Here is a 20,348-nt window from a genome sequence, read left to right on the forward strand (position 1 = left end):
ATGGTTATTTTGCGCATCAACTGTGGTTCACAGCTGCACTGACTGCAATTAGCCTTTAGTCGCAAATTGATTATTTATCAGCAGCATTACATTTGCTTTACCATTGCTAGCAGTACCAACCGACATTGGCTAGACTAAGGTCTAATTCCAATTGCCACGCGGCTTAGATAGAAAGACTGCAGTATAAAATCAAGCAGATCTCACAGGGGAAGTTATGTCACATCCATCAGTTTATCCGGTACCCGCCAGTGCAGCAAAACGCTCACTTCTGACCAACGAGCAGTATATGCAGATGTATCAGCAGTCTGTCAGCTCACCAGATACGTTCTGGGCGGAACATGGTAAACGTCTGCACTGGTTTACCGCTTTTAGCAAAGTTAAAAGCACCAGCTTCGAAAGCGGCAAAGTTGGTATCAACTGGTTTAGCGACGGCGTATTGAACGCCAGCTACAACTGTCTGGACCGCCACTTGCCGGAGCGAGCAGATCAGGTCGCTTACTACTGGGAAGGCGACTCTCCAGATGTGCAAAAAACTGTCACTTACGCTCAGCTGCACCAGCAGGTCTGCCAGCTGGCCAATGGTATGAAGTCGCTGGGCATTAAAAAAGGTGACCGGGTAACAATATATTTGCCGATGATACCGGAAGCGACTGTGGCACTGCTGGCGTGCGCCCGCATAGGTGCGGTGCACTCGGTCGTGTTTGCCGGCTTTTCACCGGACGCGCTTGGCAGCCGTATTGTAGATTGTGATTCAAAACTGGTGATTACAGCAGATCAGGCGCTGCGCGGTAGTCGCGTTACAAACCTGAAAGACAATACCGACATGGCGCTGGCACACCTTGGCGCTGATTCGCCGGTGCAGAATGTCATCGTTGTTAAGCATGTTGGCAAGAATGTCGACATGGATGCCGGTAAAGACGGCCGGGATGTCTGGTATCACGAATTGCTAGGTAAGCAAAGCAGCGACTGCCCGGCTGAGCCAATGAATGCAGAAGATCCATTATTTATTCTGTATACCTCTGGCTCTACCGGCAAACCTAAAGGTGTGTTGCATACCACGGGCGGTTATATGGTATGGGCTTCAATGACGCACCAATATGTATTTGATTACCATGACGGTGATATTTACTGGTGTGCAGCTGATATCGGCTGGGTTACCGGACATACCTACATTGTTTATGGTCCGCTGGCCAATGGCGCCAGCAGCGTGCTGTTCGAAGGTGTGCCAAATTATCCGAGTGTGAAGCGGATGGCTCAGATTGTTGACAAATATAAGGTCAACATTTTGTATACCGCACCTACGGCGATACGCGCATTAATGGCACACGGCGATGCACCGGTTGAAGGTTGCAGCCTGGCTTCGCTGCGCACGCTTGGCAGTGTCGGTGAGCCGATTAATCCCGAAGCGTGGAATTGGTATCACGATAAATTCGGTAAAGGTAGCTGCCCTATTGTTGATACCTGGTGGCAAACTGAGACCGGCGGTATTCTGATCACCCCACTACCGGGTTGCACTGAGCTAAAACCCGGTTCGGCTACACGCCCTTTCTTTGGTGTGCAACCGGCGATAGTGGATAACGAGGGCAAGGAGTTGCATGGCGAATGTGAAGGCAACCTTGTGATAAAAGATAGCTGGCCCGGCCAGATGCGCACAGTTTATGGCGACCACGAACGCTTTGAACAGACGTACTTCAGCACCTACCCTGGCCTTTACTTTACCGGCGATGGTGCCAAGCGCGATGCCGACGGGTACTACTGGCTGACAGGTCGGGTTGATGATGTGCTGAATATTTCGGGCCACCGCCTGGGTACTGCTGAAATTGAAAGCTGTCTGGTTGCACACGACGCAGTAGCCGAAGCGGCTGTCGTTGGCTACCCGCACGATATTAAAGGTCAGGGTATTTATGTGTATGTCACGCCGCGCGTAGGCATAGAGCCCAGTGCCGAGCTAACCAAAGCGCTAAGGGATTGGGTGCGTGAAGAGATATCACCCATCGCAACACCGGATCTGATCCAATGGGCCCCGACTGGCTTGCCCAAAACCCGCTCTGGCAAAATTATGCGCAGGATCCTGCGTAAAATTGCGGCCAACGAGCACGATCAGTTAGGCGACATTTCTACCCTGGCCGATCCGTCAGTAGTTGAAACGCTGGTAAACAACCGGTTAAACCGGAAATAACCCCAGCCGTTCATGTTAACTTGACACACCTCTCCTGACAGCAGTATAAAGGCCGCACAAGCGGCCTTTATTATAATAATTACAACACTACCTCGCCGGAGATTAAGATGGCAAAACTGATCGTCGCAGACGACCACCCGTTGTTTCGCAATGCGCTGATAAATGCCATCAGCAGCACTTTTGCCACTAAAGCCACGATTGAAACAGACAGTTTCGACAGCACCTGTACGGCGCTGGAGGAACATCCGGATACTGATCTGTTGTTGCTAGATCTGCATATGCCTGGTAACTGCGGTTTTCTCGGGCTTATTCAGTTGCGTAAAAGCTTTCCTACTCTGCCAATAGTGGTCATTTCGGCCAGCGAAGAACTGGATGTGATCCGTCGGGTCATGGCATTTGGAGCCTCGGCCTATGTACCAAAATCCGCCAACCCCGCCGATATCAGTGCAGCGCTGAATTCGGTGATGGAAGGCGAATTATGGGTGCCGGCGGCGCTGAAAAAACTGGTGCTGGAACAGCATAGTTCAGAGTCAGAAGAAGATTTAGATCTGGCCGCCAAAGTGGCACAACTGACACATCAGCAATATAAGGTGCTGTACTATCTGACTGAAGGCTGGTTAAACAAGCAAATTGCCTATGATCTGCACATTTCCGAGGCCACGGTTAAAGCACACATCACGGCAATTTTTCGTAAACTGGGCGTTACGAACCGGACTCAGGTAGTCATCCAGGCCCAAAGGCTGACGCTGGAGCCGCCGGTCAATAAAGCCATGGCGCAACATTGACAATACTATATTGACAACATTATCCGGCAGAGCGTTTGAGCATTTTTAAATGATTCAGGCTCGCTCTTAGCGCTGCAGGCTTTATTGGTTTAGCCAGAAACATTAACCCATACTGTTTGGCTTTCATTGCCAAGCCAGCCTCTGGTGAGGCTGAAACCAGAATGCCATTGACGCTGCCCCATTTGAGTTTTATTTTTTCATATAGCTGCAAGCCATTAAGATGCTGCCCCAGTTGGTAATCGATCAGCAGCGCATCCGGTGCGCTGTGGTTAGCAGCGTACTCCAACAGGCTTTCTTCATCGTAGAAACACGTAACATCGTCTATTTGCCATTGCTGCAATAATACCGATAGCGCCGATAAATTCGCCGCATCATCATCAACACAAACTACTGAAAGCCCAAATACCGGCCGTTGCACAACACCACTGGGTAACGGCAGCTCCTGCCGTAACGGCCGCGCAACCAGCGGCAGTTCAATACTGAACAGGCTGCCCTTACCAGGCCAGGACGCAACCTTCAGCTGATGCCCCAGCAATTTTGCCATCCGGTTAACCACACCCAAACCAAGCCCTACGCCTTGCTGGCCTTTTGCAGTAGCGTCAATACGATAAAAGTCTTCAAATATACGCTGCAAGTCAGGCTCAGCAATACCGGGGCCGCTATCCCAAACCTGGATAAGCAGTTGACCGCCCCGTTTACGTGCACCGAGCAAAATGCGTCCCTGTTTGGTGTATTTAATGGCGTTGGACAACATATTCTGCAGTATGCGCCGCAAATATGTCGGGTCAGTTTGCACCTGATAATCAGCTTCACGCACCACCAAACGCAACCCCTTCTGCTTTGCCAGCAAATCAAACTCATCAGCTAACTGAGACAACAACACTTTTAGCGACACGGTCTGAACATCAGGTGACAGCTTGCCATCGTCGAGTTTGGCGATTTCCAGTAAGGTAGAGATAAGCTCTTCTGACGCTTTTAATGAATTGTCCAATTGGCCAATAATATGCTGTTGCTGCTGGGTATCTTTACTGCCGGCCAATGCAGCTGTGAAGAGCCTTGCTGCATTGAGTGGTTGCAAAATGTCATGGCTGGCAAGCGCCAGAAATCGGGTTTTCGACGCATTGGCCACTTCGGCTTCGGCTTTGGCCTGTAGCAGTTGCTGCTCTGTTTCACGGCGCCTTTTTACCTCAGATAACAATTCATGGTTTATCTCCGAAATGGTTTGGGTTCGCTCTTGCACCCTGTCTTCCAAATGTTGTTTAGCTTCTGCTAACCCCTGCACAGCTCTGACATGGTCTGAAATATCAGTAAAACTGGTAACAAAGCCACCGCCCGGAATAGGGTTGCCACGCATTTCAATAACCTTGCCATCAGGCCTTACCCGTTGAAATACATGAGCAGTACCATTTTGCATATGGCCGATACGCTTTTCGACATGCTCATCCGCGCTGCCAGGCCCGCATAAACCACGCTCAGCGTTGAAGCGGACAATATCAGCTATTGGCCGCCCTACCCGCACCATGGCTTCCGGGTAGTCAAACATCTCCAGGTAGGCACGGTTCCAGGCGACCAGTTTTAATTCTCTGTCGACTACACTGACGCCCTGGCTTAAGTGCTCAAGCGTAGAAAACAGAATTTTACGCGAGAACTGAATGGCCTGAGTTGTGTCATCAAACAGCGTTACGACATCTTCGAAGCCAAGCTGACGCCCTTCCAGCACCGCATTGACCATGGCCGAAGCAGATGAAGCGCCAATCACGCCAGCCAACTCACGCTCTACATGTTCAACCAAACCAATGCTGGGTAAATCATCCAGCTGCAAACCTACTTGCTGCCGTTTACCATACTCCTGTAAACATTCGCTGGCGCGGTTTGCGCCGACAAAGCGCTCTAGCAGTATTTTCAAATCGGTATTGCGGATACGAATACGCCGTGCCGGCGTGTCCTGATGATTGACAGGTAAATTAGGCTTAACAAAAGCAACGGCCTGCAGGCGGTCCTGCAGGCTGACTTGTGTCAGCAAAGAGCCAAAAATGTAGAACAGCAGATTAAAACCTAACGAAAAAATCACGCCATGGCTTAAGCTATCGAGTTCTGCACCGAATAACGCCGTTGGTACCAAAACCTGCCAGCCAAACAACCCGGTTTGCATAATATCGCTGTTAATTGCGCCGGTACTGACAAGTTGCGGCAACATTAGCGTGTAAAACCACAGTACAAAGCCAGTGCTGATGCCAAGATAGACGCCCCAGGCATTGCCACGGCGCCAGTACAAGCCACCAACCACCGCAGGTGCCAGCTGAATAATCAGCGCAAACGCCAGCAGACCGGTTTCTGCCAGCTCATAGTTGCGGGCAAAACCGCGGTAGTACAAATAAGACAGCGCCATAACCAGAATGACCATGCTGCGGCGCACCAGTAAAATAAGCAGGCTGTAGTCGTGTGGCAGCCCCTGACGTTTGCTGCTTCGCAGCAAGCTTGGCATCACCACGTCATTACTGATCATTGTCGACAGTGCCAAAGTGGCAATAATAATCATGGACGTTGCGGCAGAGAAGCCACCAATAAACACCAGTACACTTAACGTATTCCAACCCGACTGGGCGGGGATAAGCAGGACAAAGCTATCGGCAGAGTTAAGCGCTTGCGGAAACAGCTGCATGCCGCCAATGGCTATGGGGATCACCACTACCGTGACCAGAAATAAATATAGTGAAAACCAACGCCTTGCATGGCGCAAATGATGGTGCGAGACATTCTCGACAAAGGCAACATGGAATTGGCGCGGCAGCAGAAATACAGCAACCATTGCCAATACGGTTTTGGTAATAAACTCCAGTACGCCAAAATCACTGTTCTGCTGCTGAGCCATGGCATGCTGGGCAAAACGCTGTAAAACGTCTGAGCTTTCACCCAGCACAAACACGTAGACCGCCAGGCCAAGTGTCATTAGCGCGAAGAGTTTAACTACCGACTCAAACGCAATAGCAACCATCACACCACGGCTTTGCTCAGTAAGATGCAGCTTGCGCGTACCGAACAAAATTGCAAAGAATGCCATTGCCACGGCACTTAAAAAGGCGCTGTCTTGCCACCAGTTCGATGTTTCATCACTGAAATCCCCCCCTAACAACACTTGATAAGAACTGGATACCGCTTTTAATTGTAAAGCTATATAAGGCACTACCACGACCAGGCATACTAAGGAAGCCAGTAACGCAATGTTTTTGCGTTTGCCATAACGCGACGAAATAAAATCGGCTACCGAAGTCACATTTTGCTTTTTAGCGACATACAGCAATTTGAATAAAAATGGCTGGGCAAAGATAAACAGTAATGCAGGGCCGAGATAGATAGGTATGTAGTCCCAGCCCTGAGTCACTGCAGTACCAACCGCACCGTAATACGTCCAGGATGTGCAGTAAACTGCCAGTGCCAGGCTGTAGATCAGCCCCCCATACTTTCGTATTAGTTTGTCATCGGCGTGCCTTTCACCCCAGTTGGCAATAAGAAACAAACCACCGACGTACAACAATGCCAATAAGGCAACTACCCAAGCGGCCACTGCGCTCTCCCGTTGTTATTATCTGGCTTACTTTTGGCCTAAGGCTAAGCGCAAGTCAATTATCCTGCCACCAGCTTCGACTAAAGTCGGGCTTTCACTTGTGTTAACTACTGCTAGATTAACTTTGCGAGATAAAAATAACAAAGGAAAGGAGTGTAATTATGACAGAGCACGATCGCAACGCGGCGGCTTACTGGTCAGCGAATCTTCGCCTGATCGTTGGCAGCCTCATCGTTTGGGCACTGGTATCTTATGGTGGGGGTATTTTACTACGTCCTCTGCTGTCGGGGATCAGTGTAGGCGGCACAGACCTTGGCTTCTGGTTCGCTCAACAGGGGTCCATTTTAACCTTTATCGCGTTAATCTTCTTCTATGCCTGGAGAATGAACAAACTCGATAAAGAATTTGACCTGCACGAGGAGTAAGCCCGTCATGAGTCAATTTGCAATTAATCTTATCTTCGTTGGCGGCTCGTTCGCACTCTACATTGCTATTGCAATCTGGGCGCGCGCCGGGTCAACCAAAGAGTTTTATGTTGCCGGTGGTGGTGTAAACCCGGTAATGAACGGTATGGCTACCGCGGCTGACTGGATGTCTGCTGCGTCTTTTATTTCGATGGCGGGTTTAATTGCCGCCGGTGGTTATGCTAACTCAACTTACCTGATGGGCTGGACCGGTGGCTACGTGTTACTTGCAATGCTACTGGCGCCGTACCTGCGCAAATTTGGTAAATTTACTGTACCAGAGTTTATCGGAGACCGTTTTTACAGCAAAAATGCGCGCTTTGTTGCCGTTGCCTGCCTTATCATCGCCTCTGTTACTTATGTAATTGGCCAGATGACGGGTGCTGGTGTGGCGTTCTCACGCTTCCTGGAAGTTGAAAGTGATACCGGGCTTATCATCGCAGGCGTGGTGGTATTCCTGTACGCGGTAATGGGCGGTATGAAAGGTATTACCTATACTCAGGTCGCACAATACGTGGTACTGATCATCGCATATACCATCCCAGCCGTGTTCATTTCACTTCAGTTAACCGGTAACTTCCTGCCACCACTGGGGCTGTTCTCAGACCACGTAGAATCCGGCATGCCGTTATTACAAAAACTGGATATGATTGTCCGTGATCTGGGCTTTGTTGATTACACCGCTGATGTATCCAATAAACTTAACATGGTGTTATTCACCCTGTCATTGATGATTGGTACTGCGGGTCTGCCACACGTTATTATCCGCTTCTTTACCGTACCTAAGGTATCAGACGCTCGCTGGTCTGCCGGCTGGGCACTGGTCTTTATTGCGCTGCTGTATTTAACTGCACCCGCCGTTGCATCTATGGCACGGTTAAACCTGTTAACCACTATTTATCCTGCTGGTGAAACGGCCAATGCCATTGAGTATGCGCAACGTCCGGATTGGATTAAAAACTGGGAACAAACCGGCTTAATTAAGTTTGAAGATAAAAACAATGATGGTCGGATTCAGCTGTATAACGACAAATCAGATAGCTTCAAACAAGTTGCCCAAGAGCGTGGCTGGAATGGCAATGAGCTGACAGTAAACAACGATATTCTGGTACTGGCTAACCCTGAAATAGCTAATTTGCCAGCTTGGGTTATCGGTTTGATTGCAGCAGGTGGTTTAGCAGCAGCGTTATCGACTGCAGCAGGTTTATTGCTGGCGATATCTTCTGCGGTGAGCCATGACCTTATCAAAGGGTCAATTAATCCAGATATCAGTGAAAAAGGCGAACTGCTCGCTGCCCGTATATCTATGGCAGTTGCGATAGTCGTAGCAACCTGGCTGGGGATGAACCCACCCGGGTTTGCTGCCCAGGTAGTAGCACTGGCGTTTGGTATCGCCGCAGCGTCAATTTTCCCGGCGCTGATGATGGGGATCTTCTCAAAACGGGTAAATAACAAAGGCGCCATTGCCGGTATGCTGGCAGGTTTATTGTCGACTGTTATTTATATCTTCCTGTTCCTGGGCTGGTTCTTTATTCCAGGTACCAATACCTTTGAAAACGTACAGGCAAACTGGCTATTTGGTATTTCGCCTCTGTCATTTGGTGCTATAGGTGCAGTAATTAACTTTATTGTTGCCTTCGCGGTATCATCTGCCACTGAAGCCCCTCCTGCTCATATCCAGAATCTGGTTGAGAGTGTGCGTTATCCTAAAGGTGCTGGCGCTGCAACAGGCCACTAGTAACCTGAGATAAATTGCTTTATATACAAAGCAATATGACAACAACAAAACGGGCTTTCCTGGTGAAAGCCCGTCCTTTTCAGGAAGACATTATGTTTTGGGAATTTGTAGCGACGGTATTCGCCGGACTGGGTGCCGCTGGCATCGCCCTGCTGTTACGTAAAGTCAGCCGGCAACATGCTCCACGCTGGATCATCCCGGTATTTGCCGGTGCTGCGATGCTGGCATTTCAGGTACATAGTGAATATAGCTGGTACCCGTATCAGGCTTCTCGGCTGCCTTCTGGTGTGGTGGTAGTGAAGACGGTAGAACAACAGGCCGTATGGCGTCCCTGGAGTTATTTATATCCGCAAACATTAAGGTTTATTGCTGCAGATGTTGCCAATGCATCGGTCAATAAACAAAACACAGATCTAAAACTTGTCGATTTGTATTTCTTTGAACGCAGAGCCACCGCCAGACGTGTTCCTGTCGTACTGCACTGCGGTCAATTTGCCCGGGCCGACTTTAGCGAACAGCTACAGATCCCGGAGGCTGGTGCCAAGCTAAGTGAACAATGGCAGATGCTTAATAAAGATGACGCCCTGATAAGCGCAGTGTGTGCCAGTTAACACCTAAACCTGTTCGGCTTACCCGGAGCTAAGATGGAAGTCGCTGACGTTACTCAATTTCTTGCGCAGACCACGCCGTTTAACCAGCTTAACAGCATGGAGCTGACACAGCTGTCTGCTCATATCAAAGTATGTTACTGCCAGTCCCGGGAAAAAGTATCGGTGCAGCCAGAACGGCTGATGATTATCCGTACCGGTATTTTCTCGCTTTATAGCGATCAGCAACAGCTCCTGACCAAATTACAGCCAGGCGATTTTTATGGTTACCAGCAGTTATTAACGGGCCTGGCTGACAATGACACCCTGGTTTGTGATGAGGATGCTTTGCTGTATTACCTTGACGCCGACGCTTTTCACCGCTGCCGCTATCAATATAAAAATATTGATATTTTCTTCCAGCGTTTATTCAGCCGCCGTTTGCACCAGTATCAGGAGCGCCAGCAAGGTCGTTTCACGTTAAAAATTAGCGATATAGTACAACAGCATAAAGTTACCATCCGGCCAGAACAAACTGTACAGGATGCCGCCAGGCAGATGTCAGACAGCCGGGTGTCGTCTTTGCTGGTAGAAGAGCAGGATAAGCTGGTTGGCATTGTCACTGACAGAGATTTACGACACCGTGTACTTGCTCATGCGCTGCCAGCCAGCACGCAAGTAAGCCAGGTAATGACACGTCAACCCCATGTTATTGATCGCCATGCGTTTTTATATGAAGCCGTACAACAAATGAGCCAGCACAACATCCATCACCTGCCGGTAATGGAAAAGGGCGTTTGTTATGGCATGCTAAGCGCCACGGATGTTATGCGCAGCCAGCAAGACCACCCAGTGTATCTGATTGGCGAAATACACCGCCAACCATCAATTGACGGCCTGGAGCGCTGCAGTCAGCAACTGCCGGCCTTAGCCATCACGTTGCATAAGCAACAGGTACCGGCACATGAAGCCGGCCATGTCATTACCACTATTACCGATGCGCTTACTCAACGTCTTATCTATCTGGCGCAACAGCAACTGGGCGAAGCCCCATGTGTATTCAGCTGGCTGGCGTTTGGATCCCAGGCCAGAATGGATCAAAGCTTAAACGCTGATCAGGACAATGCTTTGCTGCTGGAGAAAGAGCCAAGCGGCGCAGTGGCAGATTACTTCTGTGCATTGGCAGATTTTGTCTGCCAGGGTTTAGCCCGCTGCGGTATCCCGCTGTGTCCGGGCAATATTATGGCAACCAACCCTGAGTTACGGCTGAGTTTGAAAGGCTGGTCCGGCCGGTTTGCCCGTTGGATTGCGACACCAACACCGGAAGCGTTGCTCAAAGCCAGTATATTTTTTGACCTCAGAGTTATTGACGGCAGCAAAGGGCTTTTCAATGCCCTGCAACAGGATATCCTGCAACGCACATCAGAAGCACCTCTATTTTTGTATCATCTGGCACAGGCTGCACTGCAACGCACGGCCCCACTGGGGTTACTCAAGAATTTTATTCTGGAACAGGACGGTAAACATAAGAAAGGTCTTGATTTGAAGAAACGTGGCATCAGTTTACTGACCGATCTTGCCAGAGTATATGCACTATCTGCAGGCATTAATGATGTGAATACCCGCAGGCGTTTACAGCAGCTGGCATCACAAGGTGTCATTGACAGCAAAGACAGTCAGAATATTATCGATGCATTTGATCTGTTAGCTCAGTTGCGTTGGGAAAAACATTTGCAGGATCTGCAGCAAGGCCATGATGTGACAAATCTGCTCGACCCTATGGATGTTTCCGGCCTGGCGCGGCACCAGTTAAAAGATGGCTTTGCCGTTATTAATGAAGCGCAAAGCCGTCTCAAGCATCGTTTCTGCCGGGATATGTAATGATTTTCAACTGGTTATTGCGTAAACGTACGGCGTTAAGCGAAATTGTTACCCGTTTTAGCAGAACAGCTTTCCCCGCTTCCTCTACCCCGGTACAGCAGACAGACTTTTTAGCGCTGGATTTGGAGCTTACCGGCCTTAATCCGCGTAAAGATCATATTGTCAGCATTGGCTGGGTGCCGATAAAAGCTCAGGAAATAGTGTTGGCAGAAGCCAGACATTATTTGATTTGCAGCCCGGTTAGTGTCGGACAAAGTGCGGTATATCACGGTTTGCATGATCATCAGCTGGTAAATGGCAAAGAGTTATCTCAGGTACTGACGGAGTTACTGACCGACTATGCCGGTTTTGTATTTGTCGCCCATCATAGTCAGTTAGACGAGCAATTTCTTCGTATCGCCTGCGAGCGCTGTTTCGGAAAAGCACCGCGTTTTAAATTTATTGATACCATGAAAATGGAATGGCAGCGGTTGTTGCGCCAAGGAAAAGTTGTTAAGCATGATGCGCTGAAATTACCCAGCTGCCTTAAACGGCATAATTTACCGGAAATGACGAATCACCATGCGTTAGAAGATGCGTACAGCTGTGCATTACTATTGTTAAGTCAATTGAAACTTGGCGGCAACAAAATGACGTTAAGTGATTTGTATTTGCTGTCACGCTAAGTCATACCTTACCCAAGTAACAACTTAATACTCACAAGCGCCATATTGCTGTAACGTCGCCGATGCCAGCTGCCCCAACTCAGACTGCAGTGATTCAGATAAAGCAAGTTGTGGCAAATACGGTAACTCGTCGGCGTTTTCACCACTGATAATCTGGTAAAACAGCAACGCTGTCAGTAATGTTCCGGCAAGGGAAGCATGGTTGCCATCAGAATAAAAAGCGACCTGAGGCAACGCTGCATGAGCATTGGCCCAGGCGGGCCCTAGCGGCGCGACACAAGCCGGCTCGAGCTCTGCGATACCAAGATGCAGTGCATATACCCGGCTTCCTTCGCCAGCATTCCCCTGTCTTGGATGTTCAGGAAACAAAATCGGTGTCGCATGATAGGTTTTACTAAGAGCGGCCCAGTATTCAGTTGCTTCTGTCGGGTAAGAGTATTGCCCTGAGGTTGAGTACTTCTGCCCTTGCAGAATAATGTAATTCCAACTTACAGACTGTATTGTGTTAACAGTCGTGCTATCACTCAAACGCTCGTCAAGATAACTGCCACCAGGCGCCACCTGCACCCTCACGGCTTTATTGCTGCCCGTCTCCAGTAACATTTTCAACATCCCAGACAAGTTGTTCGCTCTGACATGACTGTTACCAAGTAGCAGCACGTTGTAACTGTCAGCGTAACGGTTATCCGGGATCGCCAACTGAGACTCTGCGGTAGGTAAAGTAACCACAGGCGCAGTGATGATATCCGATTGTCTGTCTGACGAACCGCCGCCGCAAGACGTCATAGTAAAACATATAAAGCCAAAGGCGACGCTTAGCCCGCTTTTTAAATAGATTAACATAGCCAATATCTGCTAGATCCGCTCAAGCTGCTTGCTACTAATTGCAACCACTTTGCCCGCTTTGAGCGTAAGAGACACCAGATATTCACCACCTATATCGCCTTGCAGACGATAAGACCAGGTTTCTATCGTTTCACCTTTGACCGGCTCACCAGTATCAACACCTAACGTATCTATATCTTTTGAAACAGGCTCTCCCGCCAGAGCAACGACATCAATACGTTTCATGCCACAGCGTAGTAACTTACCATCATCCAGCCGGAAACCACATGCAGCAGCCTGAGTTGAAAATGTCATAGCTGCTACCGTCACCAAAAACCATTTCATCGTAATACTCCCTGCACCTAATTTTCACTGAGTATAATGATATGGCACTCAGGAAAACAACACATACAAACTCTATTTTCAATTAATTTACATTACAAGGGCGGCATTACCTGGTTAGAGATTTCTGCATATACATTGCGTGCTGGCCGCTATAGCTAGCTAATGCCCTTGTCGCTTCAGGGGAGCTGAGGTTAACGACAACAAAACCCCGCTTTTGCCAATATGGCACCGAACCCTGCACGGCGACCAACGCCAACCGGCTAAACCCCAGTTCTATTGCATATTGCTCAGCATAATTTAATAAACGGGAAGCCAGGCCAAGGCCTCTGGCATTCTGGCTTACTGCCATATCATGCAAATACAGCAGCTCAGCCTCAGTGTAATGAGAAAATTCGCTACCAAGGGCAGCAACCTGTTTATCTCGTGACGGGTAACTAAACAGGTATGCCAGCACCTCTTTGCAATGGTTTTCTGCCAACCAACAACTGTCAGGCTGTGACGCTAACCGTCTTTGAATAAGGCTGACATCTTCAAATAACTCATCGCCGTAGCAGCTATCCTGAATTGCTGCCACAGCGCTGAGATCGCCCTTATTGATCAAACGAATATTTATCGACATTACTTACACTTACTTTATATACGCTATCAAATGGCTAGCCAGATACAGGCTTAATGACCCGGCAAGGGCTGCCACCAGCCACAACACCTGCGGGTATATCTTTCGTCACTACGCTACCTGCAGCAATAACACTACCTTTGCCTATAGTGATACCTGGTAACAGTACAGCACCACCACCTATCCAAACATCATCTGCTATTGTGATTGGCTTTGCCTGCTCAATTAAGCTATTACGCGCTTTAGCCTCTAGCGGGTGATTCACAGTGTAAATTTGCACTGCCGGCCCAAAGAACACATTGTTGCCGATGAATACCGGCGCAACATCCAATACCACGCAGTTAAAGTTAAAAAACACCTTACTACCCGTTTTTATGTTGTAGCCATAATCGCAGTAAAACGGCGGTTCAACATAGAAATGCTTACCGGTGTTGGGTAACCATTGCTGCAACAGCGCCCTGCGCTGTGCTTCATCATCTGGCAGGCTTTGGTTGAACTGGTGCTGCAACCTGCGCGCTGCCAGACGCTCAGCGCTTAGCTCTTTATCCAGCGGGTTATACCACTGGCCTGACAGCATTTTTTCTTTTTCTGTTGGCATTGCAATATCTTCTGTTAGCCTGATTGCGGTATCAAAACAACATGATATCAAGAAACTTAATGCTTCGACTCTTTCTCTAACATAAGTTCCGGCTTAAAATCAGGCCAATACAGCCGCATAATACCCGCTACATCAGAAAAAGGTAGCTCCTCCGCCTTCAGTACCCGGCCATATTTACGCGCACTGGTATCAAGCTTGTTACCTTGTAAATCGGTTGAACCATATTCCCGCCATCCCTGAGTTGCACCAGCCTGAGTCGGGTTTGGCAAAGGTTCATGATTAAGTGGCCCCGCCCAGCCCTGTGCGGCAATATGATTGTCAAACTGGTTATTAATCATCAGTACATTGTCAACGTAGACAGGCCGGCCGGCACTTCGGGCTATAAAGGTACTTCCGGGCCGGATCCGGTTGCCCGTAGGCCCCGGGTAGCTGGTAAAACGGTTATTTATAAATATAAAGCCCGGTGCATCCTCACTAACGGTACGCGCCTGCAAGATGTAGCTGCCTTCGGCATATTCTGAATTTGGATCTTTTACTGAGTTACCCAACGAGCGGATCTCGTTCTGCTCAAACAGGCTAAGATAATTTTGTCCCCAGATAAAATCCACGTTTCCGGCAATCAGACTGCGGTAAAAGTAAGATGTGCCTTTGAGCATCAGCGTATCCTGTTCACTGCTGAACCGGCTGTTAACTACCAGCAGTTTACCTGTACTGTTAAAATACAGACTTTCCGCCTGGTTGCGCACGCCTTCCCGCCGTTGGTGCAAATTGGTAATGCTCAGCTTTTTTAGCACCAGCAGACCGACATCTTCAACCATAAACAGGCTACGCCCACCACCGCTATGTCCGGCAAGTTTGCCATAGCCCAGCCCTAAACCACTGTTTAACGATTCATAATTGGTAAACGTGATTTGCGTCCCATCTGCACCTTCGCCTTCGATGTTAAGCTGCTCGACACCATACAGATACAACGGCTCCTGATACACACCGGCAGCAATTTTTACACTCTGCACTTTGGTGCCAACCTGATCCATGACAAAATTCAGTGCGCCTTGAATGGTAAGGAAGTCACCACTGCCATCTTTTGCCACCCATATCTCTGGTTTTGCTTCAGGAAGAGGCTTTATCCGAAAGCGCCACCTTGCATCGTGGCCGATACCATTAAAGGTTTTTGTATCACTGGTAAACTGCAGCAAGCCGGCTGATACCTGAACCTGATAGGTTTTACCGGCTTCGAGCTTGCCGCTGTGCGGTTTTATTAGCAGGGTTTTACCATCCTGCCAAATCATCGGGCGGCGGATTGAACGATATTTATCTGCCTTGTCACTGCCAAAGGCATCCAGCTCGATGCCAGCTTTAATTTCGTCTACCTGTTTTGTTGAGCCATTCTTGTCTAACTGATATATCCGCACGGCACCGTGCTCATTCAAACTAAAGTCCTGCTGTAGCCTCACCTTAAGTAGCGTATCAGAACTGACGCTGCTGTCAGGCACCGGCCAGAACGTAGACAGATAGCTAAGATCGGTTTTAGCAGGAAACGCCAACGCGGGCAGCACCTGTATATTGAGCTGCTTAAAGCGATGCGGCTGATGTTTGCTTTGTAATAACACTGCACCCTGCCCAGGTTGCAGATACTGCAAGCTAAATTGTTTCGCATCCAGCTGCAGGTTAAATAACTCTGGTGTCAGATTAATTACTTCAATATCTGCAGCATCACCTGAGTCTACCTGCCAGGGCATAACACTGCTCTGTTCATACTGATAGCCGGTCAACAGCTGATTCTCCAACTGGTGCAGGTTTATATTCAGCTCGGCCGGTTTGGCTTGCCCTACAGCCAGATAGTCCAGTTCAAATGAACGGTTATAACTCCAAACCCCAGCCGGCATTAACACAGTGCCGGCCGGAATAACAGCAGATGCGACTTTCTGTCCGTTCAGATAAAGTAATAGTGCGTCGCCCCGGCGCTGCACCCGCAGCAAATACCATTGACCATCAATATCGTCCTGTGCGCCCAGCACTAAAGGCATCGCGAGATCTGAAAGCACCTGAACCTGGCTTGCCTGTGTTTGCGAACCAGGCAAAATGGCCAGCTCAAGCTTTGACGTAAATACACTGCTGCCTACTTTAAAGCCAGCGGCGAAATAACGATCTGCCTGCGCATCTTTTAAAGTTAGATACAGCGTTTCACGATCGGTTGTGCTGTTGGCGTAAGGGCGTATAAGGGCTTCATAATAAAAATCATCCGTACTAAAACCGCTTAACTGCCCGGGGTCTATCGTGAAAAGATGTCCACCGGTGCGCGCCGCTTTATAACTCAGTGTCTGGCGCTCAGTGTTCAAAAGTAAACTGCCATTGGCCAGGCCCGGCGCAGCATTTCTTGCTGCCAGAAAATTCAGGCCCTGTGCATTGTGTTCAAATGACTGGCAAAACACCGCTTTTGGATTGCCGGCACACTGATAGCGGGGAAAATAATGTGCCTCTGCTCTGGCAGCAAAGGCTAGCAGCAGTGCGCCAAGTGTACTTACTATAAGCCAGCTCAGTGTGGTGCGGCTAATGATGTTATGCAAAAAAGACTGTTGAAATACCATGAGCTCCCCAGTGTATAGCGATATAAAAAACGTTTTACGCGAAAATAAAGAGAACCACTCAAGTGATTCCCTTATCGTTAGCAGTGTAAATAGCATCTGTTTTACAGCGCAGTACCCGCCACACCGGCTTTCCACTTCAACATAGCCCGCCTGCACTTTAGCAGTATCTTGCAAGATATTTTTCTGGGCCCTCAACGCGCGCTAGTCACAGGCTCCGGAGATGACGATACAGGCGGCAATGTTCTTTGGTTTTAACTGAACTACGCATATTGCCTGCCCTTATCAACATTTCCGCCGTCAACTGCCACCGGTAGCAATTGGTTATAAACGATATCATCCATATAATCAATGCTAGGTTAGGATTGCCCTGGGTCTGTTGTTACTAAGTACAATAATATCAAAAGTCTCTGGCTGCTTACTTGCGCACAGTGAACAAAGTGGAAGTTACTCGCAACTAACGTAAATGAGGTAAAACCAACAAAAAAGGCGCCTCAGCGCCTTTTTTCAATGCAGCCAATATTACTTGGCGCGGCTACGGTACTCGTCGGTACGGGTATCGATTTCGATCTTGTCGCCTTCTTCAACGAAAGCAGGTACCATCAGTTCAAAACCTGTTTCGATTTTCGCAGGTTTCATCACTTTACCTGAGGTATCGCCACGCGCTGCTGGTTCAGTATAAGTTACCGTGCGAACTACGATAGTTGGCAAATCAACAGAGATTGGACGCTCGCCGTAGAATACTACTGAACATTCCATACCGTCTACTAAGTACTTTAACGCACCTTCCATAGACTCGGCTTCGATTTCATACTGGTTGTATTCCTGATCCATAAATACATACATTGGATCAGCAAAGTAAGAATAGGTTACTTCTTTAGTTTCCAGCATTACCTGTTCGAACTTGTCGTCAGCGCGGTACACGGTTTCCATGCCCTGGCCGTTCAGCAGGTTTTTCATTTTCATTTTTACAACGGCAGCGTTACGGCCAGATTTGTTAAATTCTGCCTTTAGGATAACCATTGCGTCGTTGCCAACCATAATCACCTGGCCAGCACGCACTTCTTGAGCTGTCTTCATCATGACTGAAATATCTTCTCGTTTAGGAAAAATTGCGTCGCATTATAAATTTTTTTTCAACAAAGTGCACGAGGTTGCTGGCAAGATCTCCGTTTGCCGTCAACGCTGCGCGCCAAAGGCGGTTATATTCGGCGATTTGCAGAAGATTTGCACTAAATTTTTGCCAGCTTTTATCTAACGGACCATCGGTATTCCATTGTAACCAAAACTGCTGTACCGCTTCACGCATATCGACAGGCATCTGTGCACAATATCGCAACATAAAAGCGTTGAGTTTTTCCAGATGGGCTTGCTGCTGTTGACGGTAAATTTGCCAGACAAAAGGTTTACCCGCCCAATGAGCCCGGATCACAGAATCTTCGCCACGAACAAAGTTAATATCACACGCCCAGAGCAACTTGTCGTAATCGTCTTGCGGCATAAACGGTAGTATTTTTATCGTCAATGCATCAATGACCAGCTCGCGGTTGATACTAAGCTGCGGGTAAAGCCCGGTTAGCTGGGTGGCTAATGCCCCCTCCGGCACCAGACACAATATAGTCTGCCCCGATTGCAGCCAGCAATTAACTAATGTACTGAGTTGTGGATGGTCATAGGCAAAAAGTGAAATTTTCTGCGCATAATTGCCGGGATCTGTAACACCAAGCTGCTGCCAGAACCTCTGCTGAGCCATTTCATCAGCAGTAAAATTTTCCGCATGCTGCTGCAGTGCGGCTTCCTGCAACAAACCACCGGTCGCAGCGGTAAACCCTGGAAAGAAAAAATGTTTATCAAGCGGTAAATGCGGCTGTGGCGACGGCAGACCATGACAACCTTCAACCCAATCTTCAGCTGACAGATATTCCAGGTTCAGCCATAAAGGCTTAACATCGTGTTCCGCCATCCTGCTCTGATATGTTAACGGGATCGTGCAGGCAAGTGCTTCAATAACAACGTCAGCAACACTGTATTCTGCCCAGCTCGTATGTGCTGACCAAAGCATAATGTTAACCCCAGCTATTGTCTGTTGCGTTTCATCGATGTTGATCTGTGGGCAAATGCGCTTAAAGCTGGCTAAATCATCAACCCACAAACGCACATTTACGCCATGTTCGCTGACGAGCTGCCGGCTTAAGCGCCAGCAAATACCAATATCACCAAAGTTATCGATAACAGCACAGAAAATATCCCAGCGGGATGAAGATACAGACATAAATGCGAGATTCAGCTGAAAAATAAGGCAGCTATTATACCCTTTAACACCCGAAGACCAAGATAGGTAGTAGCAACTAGCAACAGCGTCACCAAAAACGACAACAGGTAGTAGATACAATGCTGCAACCGCAGCTTCAATTTCTCGGCAAAGCCAGTCGCCTGCGCCAGGCGGGGCAACGGCCGGCTAAACAGCGTAGCCCACAACCACAAAAGCAGGCTGGTAACGGCAAGCAACACAACACTTAGCTGCCAGCGCTCTGCTGCTGCCACTGGCGCAGCAAATAGCATCCAACCAAAACTAAATATGGCGGTGGCAAATATAATTAAAAAAAGTGCTCTGAGTGGATAAAGCCGGTAAGCCCAGCGCTGATAAAACCCCAGCATCAGCCTTGCTCCAGAGCTGTCAGCGCTGGCGGATACAATGCCAGAATGCCGCTGTTACCGTGCATGTCACCAATCAGCCAAATTTGTTCAAACGGGTGCTGCGCCGGCATATGCAGTTGCTGATAGTGGCTTAGAATATCGCGCCTGGTCCATAATGGGTTTGCATTGCGGATCACCAGCCAGACACGCTCTGTGTTATAGGTTTTCTCTGCTTTATTGCAAATAAGACGGTTCAGCGCTGTCAGTAAACGGTGCTGCGGCGGTGTGCGCAGCAGTGACAGCAGTTCCTTGTGAGTATTGTCAGTGAGCGAACGGCCGAGAATATGCATTGCTTCTACTTCACTGCCATACAAATGCGCAATTTCGAGATCCAGCTTCTGCTCATCGTAGTAACACGACACATCAGGCCTGGCCGGCTCGTTGTGCCAGATATGCCGCATACTGATCCCGAAACGCTTTTCGTACAACCGCATAAATAAACGGGCTGCTTCATGTTCCAGGGCTATTTTTTCTTCACTTGCGTTCATTATCACTGGCAAGCTGTTGTTTCAGCTGCTCATAGCCTCCTTTGTTAGTAAGATTAGTGTACCCCTGCTGCTGTAATACTTCTAACGCCAGTCCCGCCCGTCGGCCACTTTTACAGTAAAGCGCTATAGGTGCACTTTTATCCAGTTTCAGCTCATTAATTGCCGCAGCAATTTCTGTGTGGGGGATATTTATCGCGCCAGGCAAATGTCCGCTGGCAAATTCTTCATGGCTGCGTACATCCAGCCAGACCGTGTCTGAAGTTGTATTCTGTGCATTGCTATAGCAACACAACAACAATAACGCACTAACCAGTAAGGCTTTCATCACTA

18 protein-coding genes are annotated in these 20,348 nt (G+C 48.6%); 7 read left to right on the forward strand and 11 right to left on the reverse strand.

The genetic code is table 11. The features are described from left to right. The first annotated feature begins 214 nt into the window (after positions 1-214). Together acs and AC5SV9_RS01405 are read left to right on the forward strand one after the other, a co-directional pair. Complete coding sequence (acs, locus tag AC5SV9_RS01400; protein WP_475153281.1) at positions 215-2,179, forward strand: acetate--CoA ligase; 1,965 nt, start codon at positions 215-217, stop codon at positions 2,177-2,179. Between the two features lie 107 nt (positions 2,180-2,286). Continuing rightward, complete coding sequence (locus AC5SV9_RS01405; RefSeq protein ID WP_134054544.1) at positions 2,287-2,964, forward strand: LuxR C-terminal-related transcriptional regulator; 678 nt, start codon at positions 2,287-2,289, stop codon at positions 2,962-2,964. 19 nt (positions 2,965-2,983) lie between these two features. On the opposite strand, the gene AC5SV9_RS01410 is transcribed toward AC5SV9_RS01405, so the two are convergent. Then, a complete protein-coding gene (locus AC5SV9_RS01410) occupies positions 2,984-6,529 on the reverse strand; it encodes a PAS domain-containing hybrid sensor histidine kinase/response regulator (RefSeq protein ID WP_475153283.1) in 3,546 nt (1,181 codons plus the stop codon). 161 nt (positions 6,530-6,690) lie between these two features. On the opposite strand from AC5SV9_RS01410, the gene AC5SV9_RS01415 reads away from it, so the two are divergent. From AC5SV9_RS01415 to AC5SV9_RS01435, 5 genes are all read left to right on the forward strand, one after another. Further along, entirely contained in the window at positions 6,691-6,954 is a 264-nt protein-coding gene (locus tag AC5SV9_RS01415) for a DUF4212 domain-containing protein (protein ID WP_134054540.1), read from the forward strand. Positions 6,955-6,961: 7 nt separating this feature from the next. Then, positions 6,962-8,731 (forward strand): sodium:solute symporter family protein, encoded by a 1,770-nt coding sequence (locus AC5SV9_RS01420; protein WP_475153285.1) that lies wholly within the window; start codon positions 6,962-6,964, stop codon positions 8,729-8,731. A 92-nt stretch (positions 8,732-8,823) separates the two neighbouring features. Next, complete coding sequence (locus tag AC5SV9_RS01425; protein WP_475153287.1) at positions 8,824-9,342, forward strand: hypothetical protein; 519 nt, start codon at positions 8,824-8,826, stop codon at positions 9,340-9,342. A gap of 33 nt (positions 9,343-9,375) precedes the next feature. After that, positions 9,376-11,199, forward strand: coding sequence for a DUF294 nucleotidyltransferase-like domain-containing protein (locus AC5SV9_RS01430; protein WP_475153289.1), 1,824 nt, complete (start codon positions 9,376-9,378; stop codon positions 11,197-11,199). After that, positions 11,199-11,864 (forward strand): exonuclease domain-containing protein, encoded by a 666-nt coding sequence (locus AC5SV9_RS01435; RefSeq protein ID WP_475153290.1) that lies wholly within the window; start codon positions 11,199-11,201, stop codon positions 11,862-11,864. The genes AC5SV9_RS01430 and AC5SV9_RS01435 overlap by 1 nt, the downstream gene beginning before the upstream one ends. A 24-nt stretch (positions 11,865-11,888) precedes the next feature. Here the strand turns inward: AC5SV9_RS01435 and AC5SV9_RS01440 are convergent, their stop codons facing one another. The 10 genes from AC5SV9_RS01440 to AC5SV9_RS01485 all read right to left on the reverse strand — a co-directional run bounded on the left by AC5SV9_RS01440 (position 11,889) and on the right by AC5SV9_RS01485 (position 20,343). Further along, positions 11,889-12,707, reverse strand: a complete 819-nt coding sequence (locus AC5SV9_RS01440; RefSeq protein WP_475153291.1) for a hypothetical protein — start codon at positions 12,705-12,707, stop codon at positions 11,889-11,891. A gap of 12 nt (positions 12,708-12,719) precedes the next feature. Beyond that, positions 12,720-13,034 carry a hypothetical protein gene (locus tag AC5SV9_RS01445; protein WP_475153293.1) on the reverse strand — a complete coding sequence of 105 codons (315 nt, stop codon included), beginning with the start codon at positions 13,032-13,034 and terminating at the stop codon, positions 12,720-12,722. 106 nt (positions 13,035-13,140) lie between these two features. Further along, a complete protein-coding gene (locus tag AC5SV9_RS01450) occupies positions 13,141-13,653 on the reverse strand; it encodes a GNAT family N-acetyltransferase (RefSeq protein WP_475153295.1) in 513 nt (170 codons plus the stop codon). 34 nt (positions 13,654-13,687) lie between these two features. Beyond that, positions 13,688-14,248, reverse strand: coding sequence for a sugar O-acetyltransferase (locus tag AC5SV9_RS01455; RefSeq protein WP_475153296.1), 561 nt, complete (start codon positions 14,246-14,248; stop codon positions 13,688-13,690). 56 nt (positions 14,249-14,304) lie between these two features. After that, positions 14,305-16,836, reverse strand: coding sequence for a pectinesterase family protein (locus AC5SV9_RS01460; RefSeq protein WP_475153298.1), 2,532 nt, complete (start codon positions 16,834-16,836; stop codon positions 14,305-14,307). A 519-nt stretch (positions 16,837-17,355) separates the two neighbouring features. Further along, positions 17,356-17,916, reverse strand: a complete 561-nt coding sequence (gene efp, locus AC5SV9_RS01465; RefSeq protein WP_425542609.1) for an elongation factor P — start codon at positions 17,914-17,916, stop codon at positions 17,356-17,358. A 19-nt stretch (positions 17,917-17,935) separates the two neighbouring features. Beyond that, a complete protein-coding gene (gene earP / locus AC5SV9_RS01470; RefSeq protein WP_475153300.1) occupies positions 17,936-19,105 on the reverse strand; it encodes an elongation factor P maturation arginine rhamnosyltransferase EarP in 1,170 nt (389 codons plus the stop codon). Positions 19,106-19,116: 11 nt separating this feature from the next. Then, positions 19,117-19,491, reverse strand: coding sequence for a hypothetical protein (locus AC5SV9_RS01475; RefSeq protein ID WP_475153301.1), 375 nt, complete (start codon positions 19,489-19,491; stop codon positions 19,117-19,119). Continuing rightward, a complete protein-coding gene (locus AC5SV9_RS01480; protein WP_475153303.1) occupies positions 19,491-20,018 on the reverse strand; it encodes a hypothetical protein in 528 nt (175 codons plus the stop codon). Before AC5SV9_RS01480 ends, AC5SV9_RS01475 begins: the two co-directional genes overlap by 1 nt. After that, complete coding sequence (locus AC5SV9_RS01485; RefSeq protein WP_475153305.1) at positions 20,005-20,343, reverse strand: rhodanese-like domain-containing protein; 339 nt, start codon at positions 20,341-20,343, stop codon at positions 20,005-20,007. Before AC5SV9_RS01485 ends, AC5SV9_RS01480 begins: the two co-directional genes overlap by 14 nt. Positions 20,344-20,348 lie beyond the last annotated feature (5 nt).

This window comes from Rheinheimera sp. ATLC3, assembly GCF_059429535.1.

Bases quoted from the DNA above. Each gene is read 5' to 3' on its own strand.
- acs (WP_475153281.1), top strand. From the start codon at position 215: ATGTCACATCCATCAGTTTATCCGGTACCCGCCAGTGCAGCAAAACGC.
- AC5SV9_RS01405 (WP_134054544.1), top strand. From the start codon at position 2,287: ATGGCAAAACTGATCGTCGCAGACGACCACCCGTTGTTTCGCAATGCG.
- AC5SV9_RS01415 (WP_134054540.1), top strand. From the start codon at position 6,691: ATGACAGAGCACGATCGCAACGCGGCGGCTTACTGGTCAGCGAATCTT.
- AC5SV9_RS01420 (WP_475153285.1), top strand. From the start codon at position 6,962: ATGAGTCAATTTGCAATTAATCTTATCTTCGTTGGCGGCTCGTTCGCA.
- AC5SV9_RS01425 (WP_475153287.1), top strand. From the start codon at position 8,824: ATGTTTTGGGAATTTGTAGCGACGGTATTCGCCGGACTGGGTGCCGCT.
- AC5SV9_RS01430 (WP_475153289.1), top strand. From the start codon at position 9,376: ATGGAAGTCGCTGACGTTACTCAATTTCTTGCGCAGACCACGCCGTTT.
- AC5SV9_RS01435 (WP_475153290.1), top strand. From the start codon at position 11,199: ATGATTTTCAACTGGTTATTGCGTAAACGTACGGCGTTAAGCGAAATT.
- AC5SV9_RS01440 (WP_475153291.1), bottom strand. From the start codon at position 12,707: ATGTTAATCTATTTAAAAAGCGGGCTAAGCGTCGCCTTTGGCTTTATA.
- AC5SV9_RS01445 (WP_475153293.1), bottom strand. From the start codon at position 13,034: ATGAAATGGTTTTTGGTGACGGTAGCAGCTATGACATTTTCAACTCAG.
- AC5SV9_RS01450 (WP_475153295.1), bottom strand. From the start codon at position 13,653: ATGTCGATAAATATTCGTTTGATCAATAAGGGCGATCTCAGCGCTGTG.
- AC5SV9_RS01455 (WP_475153296.1), bottom strand. From the start codon at position 14,248: ATGCCAACAGAAAAAGAAAAAATGCTGTCAGGCCAGTGGTATAACCCG.
- AC5SV9_RS01460 (WP_475153298.1), bottom strand. From the start codon at position 16,836: ATGGTATTTCAACAGTCTTTTTTGCATAACATCATTAGCCGCACCACA.
- efp (WP_425542609.1), bottom strand. From the start codon at position 17,916: ATGATGAAGACAGCTCAAGAAGTGCGTGCTGGCCAGGTGATTATGGTT.
- earP (WP_475153300.1), bottom strand. From the start codon at position 19,105: ATGTCTGTATCTTCATCCCGCTGGGATATTTTCTGTGCTGTTATCGAT.
- AC5SV9_RS01475 (WP_475153301.1), bottom strand. From the start codon at position 19,491: ATGCTGGGGTTTTATCAGCGCTGGGCTTACCGGCTTTATCCACTCAGA.
- AC5SV9_RS01480 (WP_475153303.1), bottom strand. From the start codon at position 20,018: ATGAACGCAAGTGAAGAAAAAATAGCCCTGGAACATGAAGCAGCCCGT.
- AC5SV9_RS01485 (WP_475153305.1), bottom strand. From the start codon at position 20,343: ATGAAAGCCTTACTGGTTAGTGCGTTATTGTTGTTGTGTTGCTATAGC.